The sequence below is a fragment of the Koromonas humicola genome (genome assembly GCF_059726255.1).
Genome location: NZ_AP040873.1, coordinates 1,647,563 through 1,672,156, shown reverse-complemented (window position 1 = coordinate 1,672,156; position 24,594 = coordinate 1,647,563). Strand labels below are relative to the sequence as shown.

Annotated in this window: 20 protein-coding genes and 1 tRNA gene; 10 read left to right on the top strand and 11 right to left on the bottom strand. The window is 55.2% G+C overall.

Translation table 11 applies throughout. The features are described 5' to 3' along the window. The first annotated feature begins 64 nt into the window (after window positions 1-64). Together AC6IZD_RS07265 and AC6IZD_RS07260 are read left to right on the top strand one after the other, a co-directional pair. The gene (locus AC6IZD_RS07265) at window positions 65-565 is read left to right on the top strand and encodes a YajQ family cyclic di-GMP-binding protein (protein WP_497787022.1); all 501 of its coding nucleotides are present in this window, start codon (window positions 65-67) and stop codon (window positions 563-565) included. Window positions 566-664: 99 nt separating this feature from the next. Further along, window positions 665-1,654: a polyprenyl synthetase family protein gene (locus AC6IZD_RS07260; RefSeq protein ID WP_497787021.1), complete on the top strand. Its 990-nt coding sequence runs from the start codon at window positions 665-667 to the stop codon at window positions 1,652-1,654. Window positions 1,655-1,717: 63 nt separating this feature from the next. Here the strand turns inward: AC6IZD_RS07260 and AC6IZD_RS07255 are convergent, their stop codons facing one another. Continuing rightward, on the bottom strand, window positions 1,718-2,383 hold the full coding sequence (locus AC6IZD_RS07255; RefSeq protein WP_497787020.1) for a sugar transferase: 666 nt from the start codon (window positions 2,381-2,383) through the stop codon (window positions 1,718-1,720). A gap of 365 nt (window positions 2,384-2,748) precedes the next feature. On the opposite strand from AC6IZD_RS07255, the gene AC6IZD_RS07250 reads away from it, so the two are divergent. Continuing rightward, window positions 2,749-4,083, top strand: a complete 1,335-nt coding sequence (locus AC6IZD_RS07250) for an NAD(P)/FAD-dependent oxidoreductase (RefSeq protein WP_497787019.1) — start codon at window positions 2,749-2,751, stop codon at window positions 4,081-4,083. Window positions 4,084-4,154: 71 nt separating this feature from the next. Here AC6IZD_RS07250 and AC6IZD_RS07245 read toward each other — a convergent pair whose 3' ends face one another. Then, on the bottom strand, window positions 4,155-4,334 hold the full coding sequence (locus AC6IZD_RS07245) for an Rcat domain-containing protein (RefSeq protein WP_497787018.1): 180 nt from the start codon (window positions 4,332-4,334) through the stop codon (window positions 4,155-4,157). Window positions 4,335-4,598: 264 nt separating this feature from the next. Between AC6IZD_RS07245 and AC6IZD_RS07240 the strand changes: the two genes are divergently transcribed. The 3 genes from AC6IZD_RS07240 (at window position 4,599) to glpX (ending at window position 7,625) form a co-directional block, all read left to right on the top strand. Continuing rightward, window positions 4,599-5,126, top strand: coding sequence for a YfiT family bacillithiol transferase (locus AC6IZD_RS07240; protein ID WP_497787017.1), 528 nt, complete (start codon window positions 4,599-4,601; stop codon window positions 5,124-5,126). Window positions 5,127-5,283: 157 nt separating this feature from the next. Next, a complete protein-coding gene (locus tag AC6IZD_RS07235; RefSeq protein WP_497787016.1) occupies window positions 5,284-6,462 on the top strand; it encodes an acyl-CoA dehydrogenase family protein in 1,179 nt (392 codons plus the stop codon). A 125-nt stretch (window positions 6,463-6,587) separates the two neighbouring features. Continuing rightward, entirely contained in the window at window positions 6,588-7,625 is a 1,038-nt protein-coding gene (gene glpX, locus AC6IZD_RS07230; protein ID WP_497787015.1) for a class II fructose-bisphosphatase, read from the top strand. A gap of 59 nt (window positions 7,626-7,684) precedes the next feature. Here the strand turns inward: glpX and AC6IZD_RS07225 are convergent, their stop codons facing one another. The 8 genes from AC6IZD_RS07225 to hppD form a co-directional block, all read right to left on the bottom strand. Next, on the bottom strand, window positions 7,685-8,365 hold the full coding sequence (locus tag AC6IZD_RS07225; RefSeq protein ID WP_497787014.1) for a MarC family protein: 681 nt from the start codon (window positions 8,363-8,365) through the stop codon (window positions 7,685-7,687). Between the two features lie 72 nt (window positions 8,366-8,437). Then, window positions 8,438-9,649 carry a tetratricopeptide repeat protein gene (locus AC6IZD_RS07220; RefSeq protein ID WP_497787013.1) on the bottom strand — a complete coding sequence of 404 codons (1,212 nt, stop codon included), beginning with the start codon at window positions 9,647-9,649 and terminating at the stop codon, window positions 8,438-8,440. A gap of 57 nt (window positions 9,650-9,706) precedes the next feature. Further along, window positions 9,707-13,183, bottom strand: coding sequence for a UvrD-helicase domain-containing protein (locus tag AC6IZD_RS07215; protein ID WP_497787012.1), 3,477 nt, complete (start codon window positions 13,181-13,183; stop codon window positions 9,707-9,709). Then, complete coding sequence (locus tag AC6IZD_RS07210) at window positions 13,176-15,851, bottom strand: PD-(D/E)XK nuclease family protein (protein WP_497787011.1); 2,676 nt, start codon at window positions 15,849-15,851, stop codon at window positions 13,176-13,178. Before AC6IZD_RS07210 ends, AC6IZD_RS07215 begins: the two co-directional genes overlap by 8 nt. A 139-nt stretch (window positions 15,852-15,990) precedes the next feature. Next, on the bottom strand, window positions 15,991-17,307 hold the full coding sequence (fahA, locus tag AC6IZD_RS07205) for a fumarylacetoacetase (protein ID WP_497787010.1): 1,317 nt from the start codon (window positions 17,305-17,307) through the stop codon (window positions 15,991-15,993). Next, entirely contained in the window at window positions 17,304-18,218 is a 915-nt protein-coding gene (locus AC6IZD_RS07200) for a hypothetical protein (RefSeq protein WP_497787009.1), read from the bottom strand. The genes fahA and AC6IZD_RS07200 overlap by 4 nt, the downstream gene beginning before the upstream one ends. A 5-nt stretch (window positions 18,219-18,223) precedes the next feature. Beyond that, the gene (hmgA, locus tag AC6IZD_RS07195) at window positions 18,224-19,579 is read right to left on the bottom strand and encodes a homogentisate 1,2-dioxygenase (protein WP_497787008.1); all 1,356 of its coding nucleotides are present in this window, start codon (window positions 19,577-19,579) and stop codon (window positions 18,224-18,226) included. A gap of 32 nt (window positions 19,580-19,611) precedes the next feature. Beyond that, entirely contained in the window at window positions 19,612-20,697 is a 1,086-nt protein-coding gene (hppD, locus tag AC6IZD_RS07190) for a 4-hydroxyphenylpyruvate dioxygenase (RefSeq protein WP_497787007.1), read from the bottom strand. 310 nt (window positions 20,698-21,007) lie between these two features. On the opposite strand from hppD, the gene AC6IZD_RS07185 reads away from it, so the two are divergent. Beyond that, the gene (locus tag AC6IZD_RS07185; RefSeq protein ID WP_497787006.1) at window positions 21,008-21,280 is read left to right on the top strand and encodes a FeoA family protein; all 273 of its coding nucleotides are present in this window, start codon (window positions 21,008-21,010) and stop codon (window positions 21,278-21,280) included. Between the two features lie 3 nt (window positions 21,281-21,283). Next, window positions 21,284-23,176 carry a ferrous iron transport protein B gene (feoB, locus tag AC6IZD_RS07180; protein ID WP_497787005.1) on the top strand — a complete coding sequence of 631 codons (1,893 nt, stop codon included), beginning with the start codon at window positions 21,284-21,286 and terminating at the stop codon, window positions 23,174-23,176. A 14-nt stretch (window positions 23,177-23,190) separates the two neighbouring features. On the opposite strand, the gene AC6IZD_RS07175 is transcribed toward feoB, so the two are convergent. After that, complete coding sequence (locus AC6IZD_RS07175; protein WP_497787004.1) at window positions 23,191-23,580, bottom strand: cyclomaltodextrinase N-terminal domain-containing protein; 390 nt, start codon at window positions 23,578-23,580, stop codon at window positions 23,191-23,193. Between the two features lie 243 nt (window positions 23,581-23,823). Between AC6IZD_RS07175 and AC6IZD_RS07170 the strand changes: the two genes are divergently transcribed. Both AC6IZD_RS07170 and AC6IZD_RS07165 read left to right on the top strand, forming a co-directional pair. Continuing rightward, window positions 23,824-23,900, top strand: a tRNA-Met gene (locus AC6IZD_RS07170). 228 nt (window positions 23,901-24,128) lie between these two features. After that, window positions 24,129-24,584, top strand: coding sequence for a PilZ domain-containing protein (locus AC6IZD_RS07165; protein ID WP_497787003.1), 456 nt, complete (start codon window positions 24,129-24,131; stop codon window positions 24,582-24,584). Window positions 24,585-24,594 lie beyond the last annotated feature (10 nt).

Here is a 24,594-nt window from a genome sequence, read left to right as displayed (position 1 = left end):
TCCCTCGTCGCAACGACAATTCAACATATGCGGGAAGTGCCACTTTGTCATACACTAGAGACTCATGGCCGCTGAAAACTCGTTCGACATCGTCAGCAATGTAGACCTGCCGGAGGTCACTAATGCCGTCCAGCAGGCCCTTAAGGAGATCCATCAGCGTTACGACCTGAAGGGGTCTAATTCAGACATCCAGTTTGATGGTAAGCAGGAATTGGTTCTGACTTCGGCAGACGAATACAAGTTGAAGGCAGTGATCGACGTGCTGCAGTCCAAGCTGGTGAAGCGCAATGTTTCGCTCAAGTCCTTGGAATATGGAAAGATTGAGCCCGCTGCAAGTTCCACTGTGCGACAGAAGGTGAAGCTTCAACAAGGCATTGCGATCGAGAAGGCACGCGAGATCGTAAAAACGATTAAGGACTCGAAGAAGAAGGTGCAGGCCTCGATCAACGGAGACATTGTCCGAGTCACAGGAAAAGACCGAGACAGCTTACAGGAAATCATTGCCCTGCTGCGCAATACAGACTTCGGAATCGACATGCAGTTCACGAATTATCGCAACAATTAACTAGATTGAACCTTGTGCAATGAGGCTGCATAAAACAGCCGGCACACGGAAGCCGACAGTTTCAACCGGAATCCAATAGATTGATGTAAGGCTTGAACCTTGAACAGCTTGGCATTAGCGACGGGCAAAGAAATTTTCGACCTTCTGCGCGAAGACCTTGACGCAATTGAGCGCGAGTTCGGCGACTACAGCGTTTCAAACGTACAGGCGATCACGGAGATCGGCGACTACCTGCGCCAAGGCGGCGGAAAGCGCCTGCGCCCGGCACTCCTGCTCCTCGCCGCCAAACTGCTGAACTATAAGGGAACCGGCGCGGTGAGACTGGGAGCGGTGGTTGAGATCATCCACACGGCCACGCTGGTGCACGATGACATTATCGATGAAGCCGAAATCCGGCGGGGACGCCCTTCCCCCAACACAATTTGGGGAAACCCCAAATGTGTACTGGCTGGCGACTGGCTTTACATGCAAGCTTTCCAGGTTTCCCTTGAGGAGCGGAATCTTCTTGTCCTCGATCTGCTGACGGAGTTGACAAAGCAGATGGTTGAAGGCGAGTTGATGCAGATGGAGAAGCTGGGATCGTTGATCTCACGCGCGAGCCATCTCGACCTGATCTACCGCAAGACCGCATGCCTTTTCGCTGTGTGCATGCAGCTTGGTGCGGTACTGGCTGGAGCGCCCGAAGAGCAGCAACTCAAATTGCGAGAGTATGGGCGGGCCATAGGCATGGCTTTCCAGATCACCGACGACGTGCTCGATCTGACTGCTTCCGAGTCAATGCTCGGCAAGCCTGTTGCAAGCGATCTGCGCGAAGGAAAAGCGACACTGGCTGTGATCCACGCCTTGGAACGCTGCAAGCCTGAGGAGCGGGAGAAGATTCAAACCGTCCTTGAGCAGCGCGCTTTCAATGGCGTAACGCATCAGGACATCCTGAACATCCTCGCCCGCTATGATTCTATTTCGGCAGCCAGCCAGGAAGCCGCAAAGTACGCCAGTCTTGCGGTTGCTCAATTGGATGGATTTGCGGAAAACGAATTCAAGCGAGCCCTTCTGTGGCTGCCGCATTTCGTTGTAGCTCGCGAGAAATAAATCAAATCACAGTTACGAAAAAAGGGGCGAACGCCCCTTTTTTTATCTCACTTGGATAGCTCGTTACTGGCCAGTCCCGGCGAATACAACGAGTACGGTCTTGAGCAATATCTTGATGTCGAGCCAAAACGTCCAGTTCTCGATGTAATACAGATCCAACGCAAAATAGGTTTCAGCCGATGGGTCGCGGCGAGCTTCCACCTGCCATATTCCCGTAATACCGGGTACCGCATGTACGCGCAGACGCTCGTTCTCGGTGTAGTTTGCGTACTCGCTGGGTAGACATGGACGAGGGCCCACAAGGCTCATATCACCAGTAAGAACGTTGAAGAACTGGGGCAACTCATCGAGGCTGTACCGGCGGAGCATTTTGCCGATGGGCGTTACACGCGGATCGTCGGACATCTTGAACAGATTTCCGCGCCTTTCGTTGAGGTGGAGCAATGAATGCTTGAGCGATTCGGCGTCCTTCACCATAGTCCTGAACTTCAGGAATCGAAAAGGCTCGCCATTTTTACCGATTCTCTCAGAAACGTAGAATACGGGCCCTTCGGAATCCAATTTGACCAGGAGTGCGATCACCAGCAATGCAGGAAGTACAAAGATGACCGCGAATAGCACAAAAGTGATATCAAATGTACGTTTTGCTAGCAGTTCAAGCCCAAGGCTCCAACGCTGTCCCTCGAAAGATGGGCTCTGTCCAATTCCCGATGGTGCAAAACTACCCACAGACAACTCCCCGGCAGAGCTTAGCTCCGGCGTGTTCTATTGAATTCGTTCGGCAGCTTCGTTCCTGCATTATGTTGAGGGCCCGGAACATAAGACCCAAGTTTACGAGAGTAAACGCAAGCAATGCAGCAACTTGCACGGCAGGTACAAACAATCCTGTCCGCCGAGCTCATAAAGCAAGCCCTGCTCAGAACAGGTTCTCATCATTTTCTAAGCATCAGACTAGCACAAGGATGAACATAGGTTGAAAGGTTTAAGAAAGAAATCTTAATACCTCAGTTTTCAACACAGGAACATCGAACGCGGTATAGGTGGAGTTGGATAGAGCCTTTCAGGCAAATGCACTCATCTATACAGAGAGAACTATGTCTAGCACTCGATCCACTCCTCACGTCGTAATCATCGGCGCGGGCTTCGCGGGGCTCTATGCTGCGCACGCCCTCGCTAACAAGAACGTTCGCGTCACGGTCGTGGACCGCCGAAATCACCACACGTTCCAACCGCTGTTGTATCAAGTCGCGACCGCTGCGCTTTCGCCCGGCGAGATGGCCTACCCCATTCGCCACATTCTTAGAAAAGCGCAGAACATTTCAGTATTGCTGGCCAGAGCGACAGGATTCGACCTGCAGCATCACACGGTCCTACTCGACGACGAGGAGATCTCGTACGACTACCTCATAGTCGCTTCCGGTGCGACACACGCGTACTTCGGGCATCCAGAGTGGGCGCGGTTTGCCCCGGGCTTGAAGACGGTGGAGGACGCTACGGAGATCCGACGTCGGATGTTGTTGGCGTTTGAGATTGCAGAGCGAAGCGCCCGGTTGGAAAACAGCCATAACCCGATTAACTTCGTGGTTGTCGGGGGCGGTCCAACCGGGGTTGAACTTGCAGGGGCGCTTTCCGAAATTGCGCAGCACGTATTGGCGGCTGATTTCCGCGCGATTGATCCACGCAGCACGCGAGTGATGCTGATCGAGGCTGGACCGCGCATCCTACCTTCCTTCCCCGAGAAGCTGTCCGCTTCTGCTGTCAGGCAGCTCGGAAAGCTGGGGGTCGAGGTCAAAACAGGCGCGGCCGTCACCAACATCACCGAAGACACAGTCTATCTCGGCGAGCAGGCCATTCACGCTTCGGTTGTACTCTGGGCCGCAGGCGTTGCAGCGTCGCCACTCGGCAAACTGCTCGGAGCGCCTATGGATCGCGCAGGACGAGTGCAAGTTCAGCCAGATCTGACGATTCCTGGTCACCCGGAAGTATTCGTGCTAGGGGATTTGGCGTCAGTCATACAGGACAATGGAAAACCAGTTCCGGGCGTCGCTCCTAGCGCCATCCAGATGGGGAAATTCGCAGCAGCCTGTATTTTAGGAGACCTGCGCGGCGATGCTCGCCATAAGTTCAACTACTTTGACAAGGGTAGCTTAGCGACAATCGGAAAATCCTCGGCAATTGCAGACATTCGCGGGTTCAAGATGAGCGGGTTCTTTGCCTGGCTTACGTGGCTCTTTGTTCACCTCTTGTTCCTGATCGGTTTCAGGAGCAAAGTGCAAGTTATATGGGAATGGTTCTGGGCATACATCACGTTCCAGCGCGGTGCCAGACTCATCACGGGCCCGAGCCGCACGATCATTCCCAGAGCTGCATCTTCTCCTGCGTCCTATTCCGAATTGAAGGAGCCTGAAGTTGAACGGAAGCTCGGGTGATAGCAGGTCTGCATCCACGCAAAACGCGCCTCCGAACGAGGCGCGTTGATTTTGCGGCAACTGATTGCCGCTTAGAGCTTTTCGAAGAACTCGCAGGCTGAGCAGGAAATGTACACACCGCCCGGCACATTGCGCTCGCGGTCTTTGACACGCTTCACAATGCGAGTGGGCTTTCCGCACTTCGGACAATCGGTGCTCTTGGAGGTGTCCATCACCTTCTTGCGGTCACCAGTTTTTGCGATCTTAGCCATTTCTGTATATCTCCTAACGGGCCGGCGCGAGGCTCGGCGGAATTGCTCTGGCAGGACATGGGACACCGCACCGAATAATCCTGTGCGGGCTTCTGCCCGATAACCACCCAGGAAGCTTTCGCTTGCACCGGAACCCACGGCGGAACCTGCCGAGAACTCAGCAAGGCAGCACCATAAATCAGCGCACCGCCGGGTAGCCTTTTGATTGTATATCAGGGAGGTTGTATTCTGCAGCGGTGTGGTGATGCGCCGCGGAGGCAGAGAATGGAAGACTTACGCTACCCCATCGGAAAGTACGACAGATCCAAACCACCGAGCACGCCGGAAGAGCGCAAGAAGCTGATCGAGGCGATTGCCGAACTGCCAGAAAATCTGAAACAGGCAGTCGCTGGTCTGAATGGCAAGCAGCTCGACACACCCTATCGCGAGGGCGGTTGGACGGTGCGGCAGGTTGCTCATCATGTGGCTGACAGCCACATGAATGCCTATATTCGCTTCAAGCTGGCCATGACGGAAGAGAATCCGGTTATCAAGCCCTTTGACGAAACGCGCTGGGCAGAACTCGCTGACAGCCGTGCAACTCCGATCGACGTGAGTCTGGCGATGGTTGATAGCCTTCATGCCCGCTGGGTCGTGTTATTACGAAGTCTGAAGCCGGAAGACTGGAGCAGGAAGCTGACGCATCCCGAAGCAGGCTTGATGACGCTGAACGACATTCTCGGTCTCTACGCCTGGCACGGAGCTCATCACCTCGCACACATTGCCGGCTTACGAAACCGAAACCAGTGGTAACGATCGCCTTGCAGCTGAGTAGCCGAAAACCGCATCTTAAGGTGCGTCAGAGCACGTTTAGCAAAGATCATTGACGTTCAGAATCGGGCTTTGATACTGTCAAACGTCTTCGCAGGGTCCCTATCGGACCCTGCAGGCTTTTTGGCAAGGCTAACTTATGGCTCTCAAATTCCGTGGCGTCGATTTCCTCGAGTTCGATTCCCTTCTAAGCGAAGACGAGCGCATGGTGCGCGACACTGCCCGCCAGTTTGTCGAAGATAATCTCATCCCCATCATTGAAGAATGCAATCGCGAAGGTCGATTTCCTCGCGAACTTGTAGCGCCAATGGGTGAACTTGGCTTCTTTGGTCCTACGCTGAAAGGCTACGGCTGCGCAGGCATGAGCAACGTGGAGTACGGGTTAATGATGCAGGAACTGGAGCGCGGCGACAGCGGATTGCGATCGTTCGTCAGTGTCCAGAGCAGCCTTGTCATGTATCCCATCTTTACGTTCGGCAGCGACGAACAGAAGGATCGTTGGCTTCCGGCAATGGCCAAAGGTGAGAAGCTCGGGTGCTTCGGACTAACGGAGCCAGATGCCGGCTCCAATCCGGGGGCAATGCGAACACGAGCCGTGCGCGATGGCGACAGCTATGTGCTGAACGGCGAGAAAATGTGGATCACCTCGGGATCCATTGCAGACGTTGCCGTGGTGTGGGCAAAGAGTGACGAACATAGTGGCGAGGTCCAGGGTTTTCTGGTTGAGACCGACAGGCCGGGATTCGTCGCCAAGGACGTGCATGGCAAGTGGTCTCTGCGCGCCTCCGTTACGTCTTCTCTTTCTCTCCAGGATGTCCGGATTCCGAAATGCAACTTGCTACCAAAGTCTTCAGGGCTGAAATCGGCGCTGATGTGCCTGAACCAAGCTCGGTATGGCATCGCGTGGGGCGTCATGGGCGCTGCGATGGCCTGCTATGACACAGCTCTGCAATATTCCAAATTTCGCAAACAGTTTCGAGATCAGCCGATTGCATCCCATCAACTGGTTCAGGAGAAGCTGGCCTGGATGATCACCGAGATCACTAAGGCGCAGTTTCTAGCTCTGCAAGTGGGGAGGCTGAAGGATCAAGGGAAAGCCGAGCACTTTCAAGTCTCGATGGCAAAGCGCAACAACGTGTGGATGGCATTGGAATGCGCTCGGTTGGCGCGCGACATTCTAGGCGCAAATGGCATTGCAGACGAGTACCCCGTATTTCGACACATGGCGAACCTTGAGTCGGTGAAGACGTACGAAGGAACACACGATGTTCACACGCTGATCATCGGATCAGCTGTGACCGGAATTGATGCGTTTTGAGTTTAGTAGCACAATTGCGCCTCCATAAATCTGGACTGACGTCCTGTGGCAGGGCAATGCGGTAAGCGGTACGCAGCCGGAGCAAGTAAGAACTAGAGCCGCGACCGATGTGATCAGGAGCAACTATGGCGACACAGACGTATAACAAAGCAGTCCACCTCGAAGACAACGTCCAGACGAATCTGGAGTCGGATCTCGCACTGGAGTTGTTGCGAGTAGTTGAAGCAGCAGCAATCGCTTCAGCCCGGCAAATGGGAACAGGCGACCGCAAGAAAGCCGACCAAGTGGCGACAGAAACCATGCGCCGCGTCATGGACACGGTGCCCATGCGCGGAACTATCGTGATCGGCGAAGGTGAACGCGATGAAGCGCCGATGCTCTACATCGGAGAGAAGGTCGGGCGTCCCCCGAAGGACGGTGTCGTCTATCCCGAAGTCGACATTGCGGTCGATCCGTTGGAAGGCACCAACCTGACAGCAACGGGCGCACCGGGATCGATCTGCGTTCTGGCTGCGAGCGAACGTGGCGGTTTGTTGCACGCTCCAGATTGCTACATGGAAAAGATCGTCGTCGGCCCGGCCTGCAAAGGTGCAGTAGATCTGGATGCTCCGACAGCCGTGAATCTCAAGATGATCGCCAAGGCTCTGAACCGCGACGTTGAGGATCTTGTAATCATCGTTCTGGATCGTCCGCGTCACGAGACCCTTATCAATGAGATTCGTAAGGCTGGCGCACGCATCAAGCTGATCGGCGATGGCGACCTTGCTCCTGGAATCGCCGCAGCGGTCCGCGGCACCGGCGTGCACGCAGTTATGGGCACGGGCGGAGCTCCGGAAGGCGTGATCACCGCAGCCGCCATGAGATGCCTGAATGGTTACATGGTGGGCAGGCTCACTGGATACACCGAAGAGCAGCGCGAACGAATGACTCAGTACGGCATCAACGACTTGAACAAAACCTACACGGCCGAGGAACTGGCTCCGGGTGAAAACATCATTTTCGCGGCAACGGGCGTGACGGATGGTCCACTGATGCAGGGTGTTAGATTCTTTGGTGAAGGTGTTCGCACATCATCAGTTGTCATGAAAATGGCTTCCCGCAAGGTGCGCTTTATTGAAGGCATCCACATCGAACCGGGAAAGGACTTCGCAGTGCGCTTCTAATCTTCGCGAAACTTAGCAAAGGGGCACGACCGCTGTCGTGCCCTTTCCATGCAAGGGTTCTACTGTGGAGCTACATTGATGACGTTGATGCGCGCAAGTCCATTGATAACAAACTGAACAGCAATGGCCGTGAGCATCAAGCCCATGATTCGCATCATGATACGAATTCCAGTCTCGCCCATACTGCGACGAACACGATCAGCCGAAGCGAGTATGTGGTAGCTGGTGAAGGCCGTCACGATGATAGCGAAAAAGATCGGTATTGCGTGCTGCCACGTAGGAGAGGCTCCCATGAGAACCATTACGGTAGAAATGGCACCAGGGCCAGCGAGCAATGGAATGCCGAGCGGAGTGATGCCCACGTCTTCCTTGTGAGTGCCCTCCTCGGTCTCGCTTACGCCTTCCTGAGTGGAACGACGAGCCTGCAACATGTCCAAGCCGATGAGAAGGAGGATCAGGCCTCCGGCAATCTCGAACGCCGCCAGCGTGATGCCAAATAGCTTGAATATGAATGTGCCAGAGATCGCGAACAGGCTCAGCACTACGAGGCACGTCCACGCCGCACGCGCTGCCATGCGTCGGCGAGTACGAGAGTCCGCTCGACTCGTCATTGCCAAAAATGGCGGCACGGCTGCGAAAGGATCGACGAGGAAGAAAATCGAACTGAAAGCAACAAAAGAAAACTCAGTTATGGAACTGAAGAAAGTATGAATGCGAGATGCCTCTGGTGGAAGGAACATAACTCTTACTGTGTCTCCCACCACTAGCGTACACGGGATGATTGCGGATTCCAAAGGTGATTCGGGGTGCCACTACTCGTTTTCGCGATATGGGCGGCGCAGGTACTTGCGTGCTGCAGAGATCGAGTTTTGATCGTGCCCTGAGCCGACTACGCGGCGGTAATGCGCAAGAGCCTGATCTCGGCGCCCAAGAAGGTCGTGCATTTCACCGGCAGCCAAATTCGCACGCTCGATAAACTCGGGGTCGGCACCTTTGCATGTGGTCACAAGTTCAAAGGCTTGAGCTGCCTCTGCAAATTCTCGCTGACCTCGCGCCGAGACGCCCAATCCCCACGCGGCAAGCTCGGGCTGAAAGGTTGAGTACTTCCCCTCTTTACCGCGTTGCAGAACGTGCTGATACTGCGCAATCGCTTCGCGCCCGTGCCCAGCAGCATTGAGCAAGTGAGCGTATTCAACAGCAAGCAGATAGTTGCGGGGATACTCTCGCGAGATGCGAGAAACAAGAGCCAACGCCTCTGGATAACGCTGCTCGCGACGGAGGAAGAGGCTTAACGCAAGCGCTGCATCATTGCTCGACGTACCATGTGAGCGGCTTACTTCACGAAGGTATTCGAGACCTTTTTGACGATTTCCGGTGACCCCGACCAATGCGACTGCGGCCCGGCCAGCCCAGTTGAGCGATCCGATGATGTAGTTGTGGATACCAACGGTCATCTTCGCATCAATGTACGTTGGATCAAGTTGGAGCACTCGCTCGTGGTCGCGTCGTGAAGCCAAAGCCGATCGAATGCCGGACATCCACGACTTCTCCGCCATGCCCATGTAGGTCGAACGAAATCCACGAGCCACGCCCCTCGCGTATAGGGCATCGGTGTCGGATGGATTCTTCTGCAACCGGGCGTTACAGATTGACTCGACTGTTCCGATCAGATCAAGAATGCGCTTCTGCGCAGCCGTGTCGAGAGGCTTGCGGGCTCTACTGCTGAGGAAACTGTCCGTCGAATAAATCTCGGTATTCAGTGCCCCGATCCGATTGAGTTCCTTGAAGACCTCGGCTGCGAGCAGGTAATTGTAGGTGAAAGGATCGGAGGGGTGTTCGCTCTGAAGCCTGCTGAAATCGCGGATTGCGAGGTCGTAATCCATGTTATAGAGTTCTTCGAATCCGCGAGCAGCCAAAGCATTGTTGTTGGGACGAACGGCTGGCGGCACCCCCTGCATTGCAATGGCAGAACAGAAGAATCCGAGAACAAAGAAAACGAGAAGTGCAATCCGAATCTTACTCATGCGATATACAACAGTCTAACCTTTGCAGTGGCTGATGTGTGGGATGCGACGGCAGTATCAACGCTCAACTTCGACCTGACAAAACGTACTCAGCAGCGGGAAGTAGAGCGCGCAACGCACTGGTCTCGGATCGAAAGCCTGCATCACACGAGCGTAGCGCTCCATGTCAGGACGGTACTTTTCAACCTGCATCTGAAGGAATCGTTTTGGATCGCCACCAAGTTGCTCACTAATTTTGTAATCGATCAGCCATCGAGTGCCTTGCTCGATGAACGTGCGATCCACACGAATGTTCTGCACTTGTCCGTTGATGACGGCTGAAACTGCAAGCTCACACCGATGTTCATCGTGAGACGCGAGTAGCCACCGTCCACGTTCATCATTAAGCGTTCTGATTAGCGCGTCCGTAACCCGAGCAATCCCCTGCTCCAGTTCCTCTCGCCTGACTCCTGCTCGCAGCAATGCCGCGGATATCGAGGGCTTCGCGGCTTGCAGATGCGGAGTATCCCAACGCTCAGGACCATCCAATGCAATTCGCTGAAGGAAGCTATGCGTTACCACGCCAATGCGAGGCAGTAAATCTCCTACCCACTCAAACCTGTGTTCCTGATCCGTTGTAGCCGGTTGAGGTGCATTCCATCTCAACGCCTCGGGTGGGTCCGGCACTTTGTATGTAGCTGGAAGTCGACGCAGCAGCAATTGAGGCGCGACGTTCTCGAGTGGAAGCGCGAGTTGGTTTTGCTCTGCCGGACGGGCAAAGGCCTGTTGCAGTTCAGGAACGTCCCACAGCAGGCGAAGCATTGAGTTGGCATCAGGTGCGTTGTCAGGAACGGCTGCGGAAAGATACAGCCGTTTGCGCGCGCGCGTGGCAGCAACATAGAACAACCGCTTAAGCTCTTCACGCGAACAGTCACTGGAAATATCGCGCAAATAGCTTTCTATGGTGGCGCTCTTACTGTCCTTCTTGCCTGGTGCCTCCAGTGGCCCCAGCAGCAGATATTCTTGATTCTTGCGCCGCCGCGAGCGCCAATAAAGCAAACTCTTGTCATCCTGACGGGAGCGGCGCTCGAGTGCGGGAAGTAACACAACATCCCACTCCAGGCCCTTTGCCTGATGAATCGGCATGATTTCCACGCGAATGTCGCTGCGGGTATCCGCTGGCGCGAACAGATCGTGTAGCTTTCGCGTAAACAGCTCAGGGTCGCGCAGAGCACCAGCTGAAGACTGCTCGTCCAGTAGCGAAAAGTACGCTTCGGCTTCGCGAATCCCCTGCATTTGCTCCTGCTTGGATAGACAAGCAGGGCCACCAAGCCTGAGCCATGTGGATTCAATTAGCAAGCGAAGGGAACCACGTCCCTTCTTCGACACAGCATCATCGAGAACCGGAAGGCAACGCGCAAGTGCCGTACGAGCGTTTAACGATAAATGTCCCCATCGGCTGCGCAACAGTTCTCGCACTGTAGAACGCTCGTCCCCCCGGCAAATCTCCAGCAGATCGGCCAGGCTCAGTCCGCACCACGGTGCGCGCAAGACCGCGAGCCACGACGTTCGGTCGGAAAGATCTCCCAGTGCACACCGAAGTGCATTCATATCGCGAACAAGGGGGCGATCGGACAAACGGTCCGTCTTCACCGCTCGATACTGAATCTTGGACCTGCGTAGCGCCTCCACGAGATGTGGAAGGTGAGTTCTGGAGCGGACAAGCACCGCAATCCTTATTGGCTTCTCTCCCGGCGGAGTTGGCATTGCAAGTTCACGGCGAATGCATGCCGCAAGGTGCTCGGCTTCTCCGGTCCTATCTCCCGGCGCAAATCCCTTTACAAACACTGGAGCGCCATCCAGCGCGGCACGCGAAGGCTCCGCTGCGGAATAGCGAACGGAGTTTGTAAGGTCGCTGTCTTCGCGCAGGATAGAAGGAAACACCCGATTGATCCAGTCGACGAGTTTCCGCTGCGACCGGAAATTCTGAGTCAGACGATCGTACCGATGCTCGTTCCCGCCAATTCCCTCCTTGCGCGCTTGCTGATAGATGGAGACATCCGCCTGCCGAAACGCATAGATGGATTGCATAGGATCGCCGACGAAGAAAGTTGAGCAGGGTTCATCCTGCTCCCATGTGCCGAAGAGGCGGGAGAGCAATTCCACCTGCACTCGATTCGTGTCCTGGAACTCATCCACCAGGATGTGGCGAATACGATACCCAAGCTGCAGTCCCAACTCAGTGGGGTCACCCTGTGCACCGATCGCGTCGAGAGCGCGCTGTGCGTACTCGGCGAAGTCAATGGTTCCCTGCTCCGCAAACACCAGGCTTAGGTTGGCAGCAGCCAGTGGCAAGAGTTCAAGTACGGCCAGAATCAATTGCCATTGCGCATTAGTGTAGCGGGGATCGGGAATGCGACGAATGCGATGTAGTGCAGCGCAGAGTTCTGCAGAGCATGGCAGGCCAGCAAGACCAGCCAAAAACTCCATGCAGATGCGCTTCATTTCCTTCTGCTCCAACGTCAATACCGGGAAGCCGTGCCGCTTGTCCACACTTTTACGAAATGCAGCTTTGTTGGAGGTGAGCAGAAAGTCACAAATGTTTCGCCACGCATTCAATTCGGAAGCAGTCGCACTGGGCCAACTCGTGGGATCAGTGCTGGACGGCATCTCGATGACCTCTCCCGCAGCAGCTATGGCATCAAACACTGCCGATGTAGTGCCGCCGGTATCTGCCAGTTGCGCGCTCGCGTAGTGCAGTAGTTGCAAGCACTCGAGTTCTTGCACGCCGCTCAGAGCTGATTTCAGATGCTCACGAACGAGAGCGAGGTCTTCCTCGACGGCAAGAACGAGCGCCGATTCGAGTCTGCTGCGAAGGGCATCCTGCTGATCGGCGTCGAGCACGTCGGATCGCCCGAGAAAATGCAGCCACTGATCGCGTTGACCAAGCATGGAAGCCAGCAGGTTGCGCACACCACGGACATCGTTGTCCATATGCTGAAGCAACACCGCAACGGCATCTCCACGGCTACCCTCAAATGCCAACTGATCAATGACGCGCTGCGCAGTAATTTCGTAGAGCGGTCGTGCATCCTCTGAGACCTGCGCGACGCCGCCAAGCAATCCCTTGAATGGCGCACGCTGGGCCACGGCTTCGCAGAAGGAGTCGAGCGTGCGAACCTGTAGCCGCGATGGATGCAGAAGAATGTTCCAGCCAAGTTCCGCCGATGTGTTCAGGACTGCGCGCGCCAATTGCAACGACTGCTGCACATGCGGGGCGGACTCAGACAGTTCTAGATCGCTGATTTCGCTGGCTCGCTGCAAGGCTGCAAGAATGCGATTGCGCATCTCGGTGGCGGCCTTGCGAGTGAAAGTGATGGCCAGCACTGATTCGGGCTGATCAACCGTGGCGAGGCACGCCAGATAGCGTTGCATCAGCAGTTCCGTTTTTCCGGAACCTGCCGGGGCCTGCAACATCCAGGATTGCGATGTATCCAGAACAGCTTTGCGTACGCCGGCGTCGGATGCAATGGCACGGTGAGTTGGGCTACTCATTGATTTCCCCTCCGGCGTCGCTCTCGGCGTTGTCCATTGCAATGTCACCAATGCGGCATAGTGCGCTCAGGTGACAGAGATCGCAGGTCGAGTTTCCCCTGCCGGGAGGCACTTTTGGATCGATATCAGCAAATCCCTGCACAAAAGATTCTGCAATGCGCTCCAATTCTTCCGCCCAGCGGACGGTGTATTCGCCGAAGGACGTGCCTTCAAATGTCCGCCTTGAAGGATCAACACACGGAAGCGACTTTGCGTCTTGCAGATATCCCTTGAATCCACACTCCCCTCTGCGCACCACAGCGAAAGAGATTCCCGCTATGTCCCGCTTCTGCTGCTGCATGGCGACGGCGTAGAACGGCATCTGCGGCATACGAGGACGAGGGACTTGCCACGCACTTACTCCCATGGCAGCGCCCGTCTTGTAATCGAGGACGAGGTGTGAATCCCCAACTCGGTCGAGGCGATCAAGTCGGCCCTTGATTGCAAGACCTCCAAGTTTGATTTCGACCTCGAGTTGATGGCCGAGCACCTCAAAGGGGGCTCGCGTTGCTTCCACCTGCAGCCACTCTTGAATAACAGCGATGGTTCGATCGCGCTCAATGTGTCTAAAGCGAATCGTCCACGCATCACTCGTCGGGGGCAAAACGTGGGCCATGGCCCGACTAACGGACTTCTCGACGAAGGCGTGGAGATCCGGGCGTCGAAGTCCATCGCTATCCTTCAGTTCCTCCCACGTGTACTGGAGTGCAAGCTCAACGATGTTGCCTCGCTCCGTAGGAGCAACTGCCTCGTTCGGCTTCTCGGGTTCCCGGGCAAGAAGGCGACGCTTGGCAAAAGCCTGGAAGGGACAAACTGATTGCTCCTGAAGAAGCGATGTGCCGCCACGTGCATCCTCGTCCACGTGCAACGGAGGTGCCGCTGAATCTACTAACTCTTCGAGCTCCTGTGTCGCAAACGATGCCGGAACAGGGGGCGCTATGCTGAGTGGTTCCGTCGCGTTCTGCCATTTTGCAAAGAGCGGGCTCCAGCGCTGCTCGCGCTCGTCTTCAGTCCGCAAAGCCATGCTCAACCGGACCTCCGGGGCTGCCTGCAACAGTCGGGAGGTAATGCTGTGAGTACGCAGTTCCGCCGCTTTCGATCCAACTAGCGGTACGCCCGCTCCGCGCAACAGAACGATTGGGATCAGAGGGGAGTTTCGGGGCGAGTCCGGCCAGAGATCATCGCTGCAAGACCCAATCCAAAGCGCATCGAACGTTGAGCCTTCGGACTCACTGACGCTCATGACCTGAATTGGTGCTTGATGACTCTCTGGCTTAAAGCTCTTGTTTGCGGCTGAGCGGGTTAGCCTCTGTACGAAGCCGTTGAAATCCGTGCGCCAATCCAGCAGATCCAATGACGAGAGCGATACAAGAAGATCGCTCCAACTCTCAGTGCACTGAAACTCTTCGCTGTTCAAGGCCACTCGCCCGGGCCAGCCAAAAGCGCCGAGCACCTTGCGGGAGACATCAACCCAGTACGTCGCCGGATGCTCAATGGCCTTTGTCGCCCGCCGCGGGAGCGAATCAACGACCCTACTGAACTGTGCGAGCTCTTTCGAATCGCGCAGCCAACCTATGACATCGTCGATGCTCACCTGTCGCCGCGCAAGCTTTCGTACCCGCGCAATGAACTTCGCCGCAGATTCGGGATCCGCATCGATGTACGGCGAGCTAAAGATCTCGCAGAAGTCATGGAAGTCCACTGGCGCAGCTACCATGGACAACAACTGCAATGCGCAGTGAACGATAGGATACTCGGCGAGCGGCATGGGCTCGGCAATCTCAAACGCTGAAACCGAGTTTTCGCCAAGTAGGCACTCTGGCTGAAGCACGGATCGAAAAGCATGCTCGACTTGGCAGCGTTTGCGATCGAGATCGAACAGTACGACTCCGATACGGGCGTCGGGCTTGGCCTCGATGTGATTGCGAGCCCAAGTAGCCGCGGCACGCAACTCGTCAACGCATCCATCGAACTCATAACGTGCGACATCGTCCGTTGCGCCATCAGACGCCTCTGGATAATCGGAGATGCGAATGCCCGCGCGCTTGAGTGCGTCAACGAAGCGCTCCTGCGCAGGAGTAAGTTCAGGAAGGTAGATATAAATCTGCGTTGGCAGCTTTAGCGATGGCAGGATGCGAAGCAACTCGCTCGTGTAAAGTGCTGGACATGTCCAGCCATGGATTGCCAGCTGTTGCTTGAATTCGGCAGCCCAAGTGGCGAATGCGCGCGTGTCGCTGGAAACATACATTTGAGGTGAATCGAGCCGTATCTCATACTCCGCAGCGGTACGGAACGATTCCGAGGCGAGAGCTGCAGCCGATTCGGGCAGAAGAAGTTCGCGACCGCTAGTCGACCGCTCTATCACCCGTCTCCAAAGTTGAAATTCCTGTTCCCGTTGAAGTGGATGCAGCCGAATTGCTCCGACGACAACAGCATCTGAGTAGAGTCGCTCAAGGAACGCTCCGAACGGCATGACTTCTGGTGTGAGCCATGCTGACCGATTACCACGCAAGCGTTGTTCGACTCTAGCGCGAATCGCACGTGCGGCACGAGTATTTGAGGTCAACACTGTGGCGCCAGAAATGGCTGCTGCCACCGCATGCTCGAAATATTCGTAATAGCGCGTCACGTTGCCTCCGGCCCGGTGCAAACGCGAGGGAGCACCGAGCTACAGCAACGTTCTACCACGCAAGGCAAGCGATCTCAATCGGCAAAACACATGTACAGCCCTGTGCCATTGCTTAAAGAAACACTGTCGCGGAGGCGGTTCACATTGCGGGGCCCACGATGCCACGACACTCGCCAAAACTGATGCGGGTAGCACCGGAACGCTCGCAATAGGCTTTCATGAGAACCTCGTCACCGTCCTGCAGAAATGTTCTCTGCTCTCCGCCCGGAAAATGAATGGGCTCGGCACCTCCACGAGTAATCTCGAGAAGGCATCCTCGCGAATTTGAATCGGCTCCGGAAATCGTGCCGCTGGCGAGAAGATCCCCAGGGCGCAGGTCGCAACCATTGGAAGTATGGTGAGTGAACAACTGCGCAAAGGTCCAATACATGTCGCGCAGATTTCCTCGGCTGACGCCGTGTGCTTCGTAATTGGCGTTGCGCATTGCCTCGGTTCGAAGACAGACCTCGATGGTTATATCGAATCCGCCTGTCTTCTGGTCGGTAGGATCACTGAGATATGGGAGCGGCTTTGGGTCTGTCTCGACTCGCAATGAAGCAGGAACACGGAAGGGCGCCAGAGCTTCGGCCGTCACAACCCATGGAGAGAGAGAGGTGGCAAAGCTCTTGGCCAGAAACGGCCCGAGTGGCTGATATTCCCACGATTGGATGTCCCGTGCTGACCAGTCATTCACAATGCAGAAACCGAAAATATGATCTACTGCCTGTGAGATGGGAATAGGTTCTCCCATTTCGTTACCGACTCCGACCATCGCCCCGAGTTCTGCTTCGTAATCAAGGCGCTGGGAGGGCGCAAACTCGGGCTGGTCAGAGGATCCTGATTTCAATTGCCCACGCGGTCGGCGAATTTCGGTTCCGCTCACAACGATGCTCGACGCACGACCGTGATAGCCGATCGGTACCCACTTGTAATTCGGAAGCAACGGATTGTCGGGCCGGAATAGTGCTCCGACATTGCTGGCGTGATGGATCGATGCGTAAAAATCGGTGTAATTGCCGATATCGACCGGCATAACCAACGTGGTGGCACCAAGCGGATGAAGGCATTTCTCGACTTCAGATCGCTTTTTGGAATCTCTGCTCAGCAATATAAATAGGGAGCGACGCAGCGCAGACCACCGAGCGTCGCCCAGTCCCATCAGGCCGTTTAGGCACGAGTCCTTGCACACCTCGAATACGCTTTCGTCGACGCCCTCGAGAAGGCAGAGCTCCGCGACGGCATTGAGGTCGAGAACACGGTCCCCGATCGCGACACATAGCGTAGAGCCGATATTTTGCCCATTCGTGAAAGCTCCGAATGGCAAGTTCTGAATGGGAAAGTCGCAACCCGGAATGTTCGCAGACTCTACGAACGATCGTGCGTTGGGGTCGTGTGTTTCGTTCAATTCAGATTTCATAGAAGGTCTAGCTCGCGCAGATCCTGAAATGGCTCTTCAAATGAGCAGGAACCAAAGCTCAGTGCGAATTGTGAGCGCATGGATCGTAGCGTGTCCAGATTGATTCGGAGAGGCGCGTCATCGCCGTTCCACACCATAGCGTCGTTGCCAAAATGCCAATTGGCACGATCTGCGTCAATCAGACAGGTCGCGACGGAGCGTCGTGGAACGGGGCGACCGGCGCTCACGGCTGTGAACGCAACCGCTGCCGCCGTAAACAGATTCACGAAACCGTGCATCTTCCCCTCCCGTGCATTTGGCTCGTAAGTCAGAGGGCGAACACCGCAGATTGGATGATGAAGTCCGGCAGTAGCCTTGAATGGCACGCGCGACTCAGCACATTGCGCCAGGAAGTCAGCAATCTGCTCCACTGCGGGGAATGCTTCCTGTGTAACTCCACCGGCTCTAAGCTTCGCGCGGTCACCCCGTATGACGGGCAACAACTCGGCGGCTTGCTGAGGAGTGATTTCAAAGAACAGTTCGACATCGGCCGGGCGATGCTTTCGTGCAAGCTCAACTTCGTTGGATCTAGTCACTCGCACCTCGACTGACCGAATGACTGCGCCCAGAGCTTTGCGATTGAATTCACCAACCGCAGCAAGTTCAGCTTGTAGGTCGGCTGAAATGATTCCAGTCAACTGCCAGGGATCACTCGCAATGTTCTCCTGTGCGTTGATGAACTCATCTAGGCGTGCGACAGGAACAACAAAGCACCCGAGAGCCCATCGTTCCGGACCCGCAAGATACCCTGCATATTTGTTCACTGCAGTAATCATGTCCAGAGAGGCAGGCGGAAACAGTCCTGCATAGTCGATGATCGATTCAAGAAACACTCGTAGCGAAGCAGTTGCAGTTCGAGCCGACGTGGACATGATCGCTAACCCCGCGGGAAATTCCGCTTTAAACTCTGCCAGCAGGTGTAGTACTCGTGTTGCAGTTCCGCGGTCTCAAGGGCAAAGCGCGTCGGACGGCATACGAAACGCGTTTCAAACATAAAGGCCAGTGTATCGGCCAGATACTGCGGCTTCAATTCAGCCGATGACGCTTTTTCATAGCTCGTTGAATCGGGACCGTGACCGCTCATGCAGTTGTGCAGGCTCGCACCTCCGGGGACGAAGCCCTCTGCCTTGGCGTCGTACTCGCCACGAATCAGGCCCATGAATTCGTTCATGAAGTTGCGATGGAACCACGGTGGTCGGAATGTGCGCTCGGCCACCATCCAACGCGGAGGAAAGATTGCAAAATCACAATTTGCCATTCCTGGAATCTCAGAAGGCGCAGTGAGTACAGTGAAAATCGATGGATCCGGGTGATCGAAGCTGACTGTATTGATCACGCAGAAGCGCGCAAGATCGTACTTGTAAGGCGCGTAATTTCCGTGCCAGGCAACAACGTCCAGAGGCGAATGATCGTATTCGCTTTCCCACAAATTACCCTGGAACTTGCAGATGACGCGCACCGGTCGCTCAATATCCTCAAACGCTGCAACCGGAGTTTCAAAATCACGCGGATTTGCGAGGCCGTTAGCACCGATTGGGCCGAGGTCCGGCAGCCGGAAAGTTGCTCCATAGTTTTCGCATATGTATCCTCGGGCTTCCCCCTCGAGCAACTCCACTCGGAACTTGATTCCACGCGGAATGACGGCGATCTCTCCTGGAGTAAGTTCAATCCGTCCCAATTCCGTGTGAATGAGCAGGCGACCAGTCTGCGGCACAATCAACATCTCGCCATCGGCGTTGTAGGTGTAAACGCCTTCCATGGACTGATTGGCAGCGTATAAGTGAATCGCAATACCGCTATGCATCGCGAAATCGCCGTTGCCGGCCAGCGTTCGTATCCCGGTGACGAAATCAGTAGGAGCTGCTGGCATGGGTTGCGGGTTCCAACGCATCTGGTTTGGCGGAGCCGGAACTTCGTCAAACGGAGTCGAACGCCACAGACCATTGCTGGTCTGATGATAGGGTTGATGCATCACGCTTGGACGGATGCGATAGGCCCACGTGCGGCGATTCTGAGATCGTGGCATGGTGAACGGAGTGCCGCTGAGCTGCTCAGCGTACAGGCCAAACGGAACCTTCTGAGGCGCGTTCTGCCCCTGTGGCAACGCTCCGGAAACGGCTTCGGTTGCAAACTCATTCCCGAAACCTGATTGATAGCTGAGCGCAGGATGCTGCTGGCGATCGCGCGCTTCCGGCTTGCTTGCCTGGCTGCTGATCATGACATTGGGTGCCATCGCATCTCCGATTCGCGACTACGGTACAGGTGTTACAGATTGCCCCGGCGGGCCTGCTCGAGCTCGATGGCCTCGAAGAGTGCCTTGAAGTTCCCCTTGCCGAATCCCTTGCTTCCCTTACGCTGAATGATCTCGTAAAAGACAGTGGGACGATCCTCAACGGGGCGCGTGAAGATCTGCAGCAGATAGCCGTCCTGGTCCTTATCAACGAGAATGCCGAGACGCTTGATTTCCTCGATCGGTTCTTCCAGCCGACCAATACGATCCCGGAGCAAGTCGTAGTAGCTGTCTGGCACCCGCAAGAACTGCATGCCATTTCGCTGCAACTTGTCCACTGTGGCTATGACGTCTTTCACCTGTAGGGCGATGTGTTGTACGCCTGCGCCTTGATACGCTTCGAGATACTCATCGATCTGACTGCGGCGGCGCCCAGGAGCGGGTTCGTTGATCGGGAACTTCACGGAATAGGAATCATCTGACATCACGATCGACATCAGGGCGCTGTACTCCGTCGAGATGTCCTTATCGTCGAAACTTATGAATCGGTGAAACCCGAAGATCTTCGAGTAGAACTCAGCCCAGCGATTCATCTGCCCGAGCTCTACATTCCCTACCATGTGATCGATGCGAAGGATTCCAACGTCATCGCCAGCAATTCTCTGCTCGCCATAGCCCGGGAGGAACGGCCCTTTATAACCACGCGGAGAAATCAGGGAATGAATCGTGTCACCGTAGGTCCGAATCGCTGCCCGCCGGACCGTGCCGAATTCATCCTTGAGATCATGAGGAGCTTCGGCAGCTTCGGCCCCGCGAGCCAGAGCCTGCTCGAAAGCGAGATCCGCGTCAGCGACCTCGAGCGCTATGTCGCGAACACCGTCTCCGTGCCGCTTTATGTGCTCCGCTGCTGGATGAGAGGAGATGAGCGGAGTACTTAGAACGAAATTTGTCTTTCCTTGGCTGAGCAGGTAGGAAGCTACTTCGCGACTGCCTGTCTCCTGTCCGCGATACGCAATCTGCGAGAAACCGAAGACATTGCGGTAGAAGTACGCCGCCTGTCTCGCATTACCGACCCAGAACTCGACGTGATGAATTCGCTTGATTTGTAACGGGTTTTCCATTGAGCCCACCCTGTCACCGAGAGAAAGAGACCGAACGCCCCGGCAGCTAAACCATGCGTTTGGATGAGCCTGAATGGACTGAAGTTGTAGGCGTGTCTAGTGGCAGCCGCGAGCTGCGTCCGCTAATGAGTTTTTCATCTGCAATAGAGTGGGAGCCCTAGAGACAGAGCCGCGTGTGCTCGTATATGATTGATTGTGAACACATTAACATTATTGGTTCGCCAGTCACAAACTATTGTGACTTTGATCCGTTGAAGATGGATCAAACAGAGTTAGAATAACTTCGGTATTGAAAATGGTTTTCAACTTCATGAAAGTTCACACAGACAAACCCCAGTCCCTCTCGGACCTCGCCGTTGGCGAAAGCGGAATCCTTGAAGAATTCGACATGCCCCAGAGCACTGCCGAGCATCTGATGAATCTCGGTTTTGTGCCGGGCCTGGAGGTGCTGGTGGCGCGCAGCGGGCCAGGTGGTAACCCGCGCGTGTATCGCGTGGACGGAACAGAAGTAGCGCTGCGTCGCGAGCTGTCTCGCTGCATCGCTGTACGACCCCTCGCAGATACTGAAGCAGAGATGAGGTAAGCAGTGAGTCTCCCAGTATCGCTCCCGGGAACCCTTATCAATTCGAAAACAAGTGGCACACCGGTTTACAAGACCGTTGCAGTCGTCGGGCCGCCCAACGCTGGTAAGACTACCCTGTTTAATCGACTTACCGGGCTCCGTCAGCGCGTAGGCAATTTTCCGGGTGTCACCGTTGAACACCATACAGGAAGTCTTCGACTCGATTCAGGACGAGAAGTTGCGCTCATCGATCTTCCTGGCGTCTATAGCCTGAAACCGAAATCGGAAGATGAAAAAGTAACGGTCGACGTGCTCAATGGCGAAATGCCCGGCACGGAACGTCCAGACGCGATCATTCTCGTACTCGACTCCAACAATCTCAATCGCCACCTCGTGTTGGCTGGGCGCGTGATCGCACTCGGTCTGCCGACGCTTGTTCTGTTGAACATGGCAGACGAACTGCGCAAACAGGGTGGACAAATTGACGTGCTGGCTTTGGCCAAACACCTTGGGACACCGGTCGCGCTCGTAAGCGCCGCAACTGGCGAAGGTCTGCAGGCTGTTGCTAATTTTCTGGTAGCGACTCCGCACACGCCAGAACCTTTAGAACTGCCGATCTTCGGCGATCCTAAGCATTGCCGCGAATGGGCTGTGCGCATGGGATCAGAAGCGGCGTACCGGCGTGGCGCAACTCCCGAGTGGACGCGACGGCTGGACTCTATCTTCTTACACAAGTTCTGGGGTGGAGTGATCTTCTCGGTCGTAATCGTCGCAGTATTTCAGACGATCTTTTCTCTCGGCCAACCAGCGAGCGACCTGCTACAAAAATTGCTCGACCATGTGGGCGTCTGGCTCGGAGGTATTCTCCCTTCGGGCTTGATCAATTCGCTTGTAGTGAACGGAGTGTGGAAGGGGGCAGGATCGGTGCTGGTATTCCTGCCGCAGATACTTCTTCTGTTCCTCGTGATTGGCATTCTCGAAGACTCGGGATATTTGGCGCGCGCAGCGGTCATTTCAGACAAGGTGATGGCCAGGGTTGGGCTGAATGGAAAGTCTTTCATTCCCCTGCTCTCGGCTTACGGATGTGCGGTACCGGCAATCATGGCGACTCGCACCATCGAGAACAAGCGTGATCGCATTGCGACCATCCTGATTGCACCGTTTATGACCTGCTCTGCGCGCCTGCCGGTCTATACGATGGTTATCGCCGCGTTCATACCTAATCATCCGGTCCTTGGGCCTGTTGTGGGTACTCGCGCAGTGGCGATGTTGAGCTTATACGTACTCGGCTTTGTGATGGCCGTGATAACGGCCAAGGCGCTGAAGAGTTCCATTCTTCGGAGTCGTGACGCTGCTTTCGTAATGGAATTGCCGCCTTATCGCTGGCCGATGTGGAAGTCGCTCGGGTTGCGGTTAATGGATCGCGCGAAGGCTTTCCTTTTCCGCGCAGGAACTGTGATCCTTGGAGTCAGCATTCTTCTGTGGGCTCTCACCTATCTGCCGATGAATCACGGCCAGCCTCCGGCGATTGCCGATAGCGCGATATCGAAAGTTGGGCACTTCATCGAACCAGCAATTCGGCCTCTCGGCTTCAACTGGAAAGTGGGAGTTGGCCTGCTAAGCTCCTTTGCAGCACGCGAGGTAATCATCTCTACGATGGGAACCTTGCATGGTGTCGATCCGGAATCGCACGCCATGGCACTACAGCAAGCCTTAAGGAGCGACCTGAGCCCGGCGGGTGCCATCGCACTCTTGGTCTTCTTCGCTTTTGCCATGCAGTGTATGTCGACTATGGCAGTCGTGCAGCGCGAGACCAACAGTTGGAAATGGCCTGCAGCGCAGTTCCTATACATGACCACGGTGGCTTATGTCGCGGCATTCATTGCATACCGCGTCACGCTGCTGTATTGGAGTTGAGCGTAGTCTACGGCCTACTTGCCAGCAACAACAGCGGGCGGTTCACCCGAAAATGGCGGAACCGCCGCAAAAGTCGTCATGTAGCGAGTGGAAAGCTGCAGCATCATTGTGCGGGGTTCCGCAGTTGACGAGATCCGAAGCCAAACGAGCAGATGATTGTAATCGGGCGACTCAATGCGAGTCACCCGGATGCCCTTGTGCTTTGTCTTCACTCTTACGACATCGCCAAGCCCGCGTCCCGAAATACGTAGCATCATTTCGGAACTAGTGTCGGGCTTCCAACTGGCAGGTTCGACTTTCTCAACGGAGACCGGGTTCGTTTGTGAAACGAGTAACGAGCCGAAGAACAACACTGCTGCAAGCCCTATCGATGAGGAAATATTACGAGGGTGGATTGATGGCATGATTTGCTTTGGGCTTCCGTGGGCCAATCTCGACTAAGAACGTCTGTAAGATGCACTCACTCTGCTTAGGTTTGCCAACCGAGTGCAAACTGAGATCATGCATTCCGAGAAGCGAAAAGAACAAAAAAGGTTTGTGCCTCAAACATGCATGGTTACTGACCAGAATGGACCTACCCTCTAGAATTTCCACACATTTACGGCTGAACGGTTTGACGCTAAACGACTCGATTGCTACTATCAGAGTGCGGGGTGGAGCAGCCTGGTAGCTCGTTGGGCTCATAACCCAAAGGTCGCAAGTTCAAATCTTGCCCCCGCAACCAAGATCTCCTAAATAAAGTTATATATAAGTTCTGGCGGGACTCGAAAGAGCCCCGTTTTTGTTTGTGCACCGGCGTTTGCTCACCCGAACTGCCCCGTTTCGAAGACTCCTTGCTCGCCCTACTCACCTCAGTGAACTTGCAGTCGCTTGTAAGTAGATCGCCCGAATGATCGCTTGCGCTGATTGAAGCAGAATTCTATGTACTTCCCAGAGGGCCATTCGTACCGCAGTGAATTCTGACTTCGACTCCATACCGCACCTACACCCGCCTATGTTCCATCCGGAAACTGGCGAAGAGGCCGTCTCCGCGAACAGCGAGTCGCATTATGCGAACTACGAACCCAACCTCGTTCCGCTCTGCCATGAGATCTACCAATTAAGACCCGCAATCCGGACAGTGGATGAGCGGCGCCATAGAAGGATTTCATGCAGAAACACGCGCGCAGCGATTGAAACGAAAGAAGGAAGCGTCGTCATCGTTGACGTTCTCAACCTGAGCCGAGGAGGTGCCTGCTTCACGAGCTTCGAGAAGTTTCGACTGAACGCCGAGTTGTCGATAGCGACACATTACGTCGAGGCAGGACACAACATCTTCCAGCAGGCGCGGGTCGTGAGAATACAAAGCAAGCCGAGTGAGTCTTTCGCGGGCGAGTACGCTGTCCAATTCCTCGAAAACGCAATTTAGCCGCAAGTAG

Excerpts from the sequence above, each read along its gene's own strand:
- AC6IZD_RS07185 (WP_497787006.1), top strand. The coding sequence starts at position 21,008 with ATGAAAGTTCACACAGACAAACCCCAGTCCCTCTCGGACCTCGCCGTT.
- glpX (WP_497787015.1), top strand. The coding sequence starts at position 6,588 with ATGGCGACACAGACGTATAACAAAGCAGTCCACCTCGAAGACAACGTC.
- AC6IZD_RS07245 (WP_497787018.1), bottom strand. The coding sequence starts at position 4,334 with ATGGCTAAGATCGCAAAAACTGGTGACCGCAAGAAGGTGATGGACACC.
- AC6IZD_RS07265 (WP_497787022.1), top strand. The coding sequence starts at position 65 with ATGGCCGCTGAAAACTCGTTCGACATCGTCAGCAATGTAGACCTGCCG.
- AC6IZD_RS07240 (WP_497787017.1), top strand. The coding sequence starts at position 4,599 with ATGGAAGACTTACGCTACCCCATCGGAAAGTACGACAGATCCAAACCA.
- hmgA (WP_497787008.1), bottom strand. The coding sequence starts at position 19,579 with ATGGCACCCAATGTCATGATCAGCAGCCAGGCAAGCAAGCCGGAAGCG.
- AC6IZD_RS07220 (WP_497787013.1), bottom strand. The coding sequence starts at position 9,649 with ATGAGTAAGATTCGGATTGCACTTCTCGTTTTCTTTGTTCTCGGATTC.
- AC6IZD_RS07235 (WP_497787016.1), top strand. The coding sequence starts at position 5,284 with ATGGCTCTCAAATTCCGTGGCGTCGATTTCCTCGAGTTCGATTCCCTT.
- AC6IZD_RS07175 (WP_497787004.1), bottom strand. The coding sequence starts at position 23,580 with ATGCCATCAATCCACCCTCGTAATATTTCCTCATCGATAGGGCTTGCA.
- AC6IZD_RS07215 (WP_497787012.1), bottom strand. The coding sequence starts at position 13,183 with ATGAGTAGCCCAACTCACCGTGCCATTGCATCCGACGCCGGCGTACGC.
- AC6IZD_RS07200 (WP_497787009.1), bottom strand. The coding sequence starts at position 18,218 with ATGTCCACGTCGGCTCGAACTGCAACTGCTTCGCTACGAGTGTTTCTT.
- AC6IZD_RS07250 (WP_497787019.1), top strand. The coding sequence starts at position 2,749 with ATGTCTAGCACTCGATCCACTCCTCACGTCGTAATCATCGGCGCGGGC.
- fahA (WP_497787010.1), bottom strand. The coding sequence starts at position 17,307 with ATGAAATCTGAATTGAACGAAACACACGACCCCAACGCACGATCGTTC.
- hppD (WP_497787007.1), bottom strand. The coding sequence starts at position 20,697 with ATGGAAAACCCGTTACAAATCAAGCGAATTCATCACGTCGAGTTCTGG.
- AC6IZD_RS07225 (WP_497787014.1), bottom strand. The coding sequence starts at position 8,365 with ATGTTCCTTCCACCAGAGGCATCTCGCATTCATACTTTCTTCAGTTCC.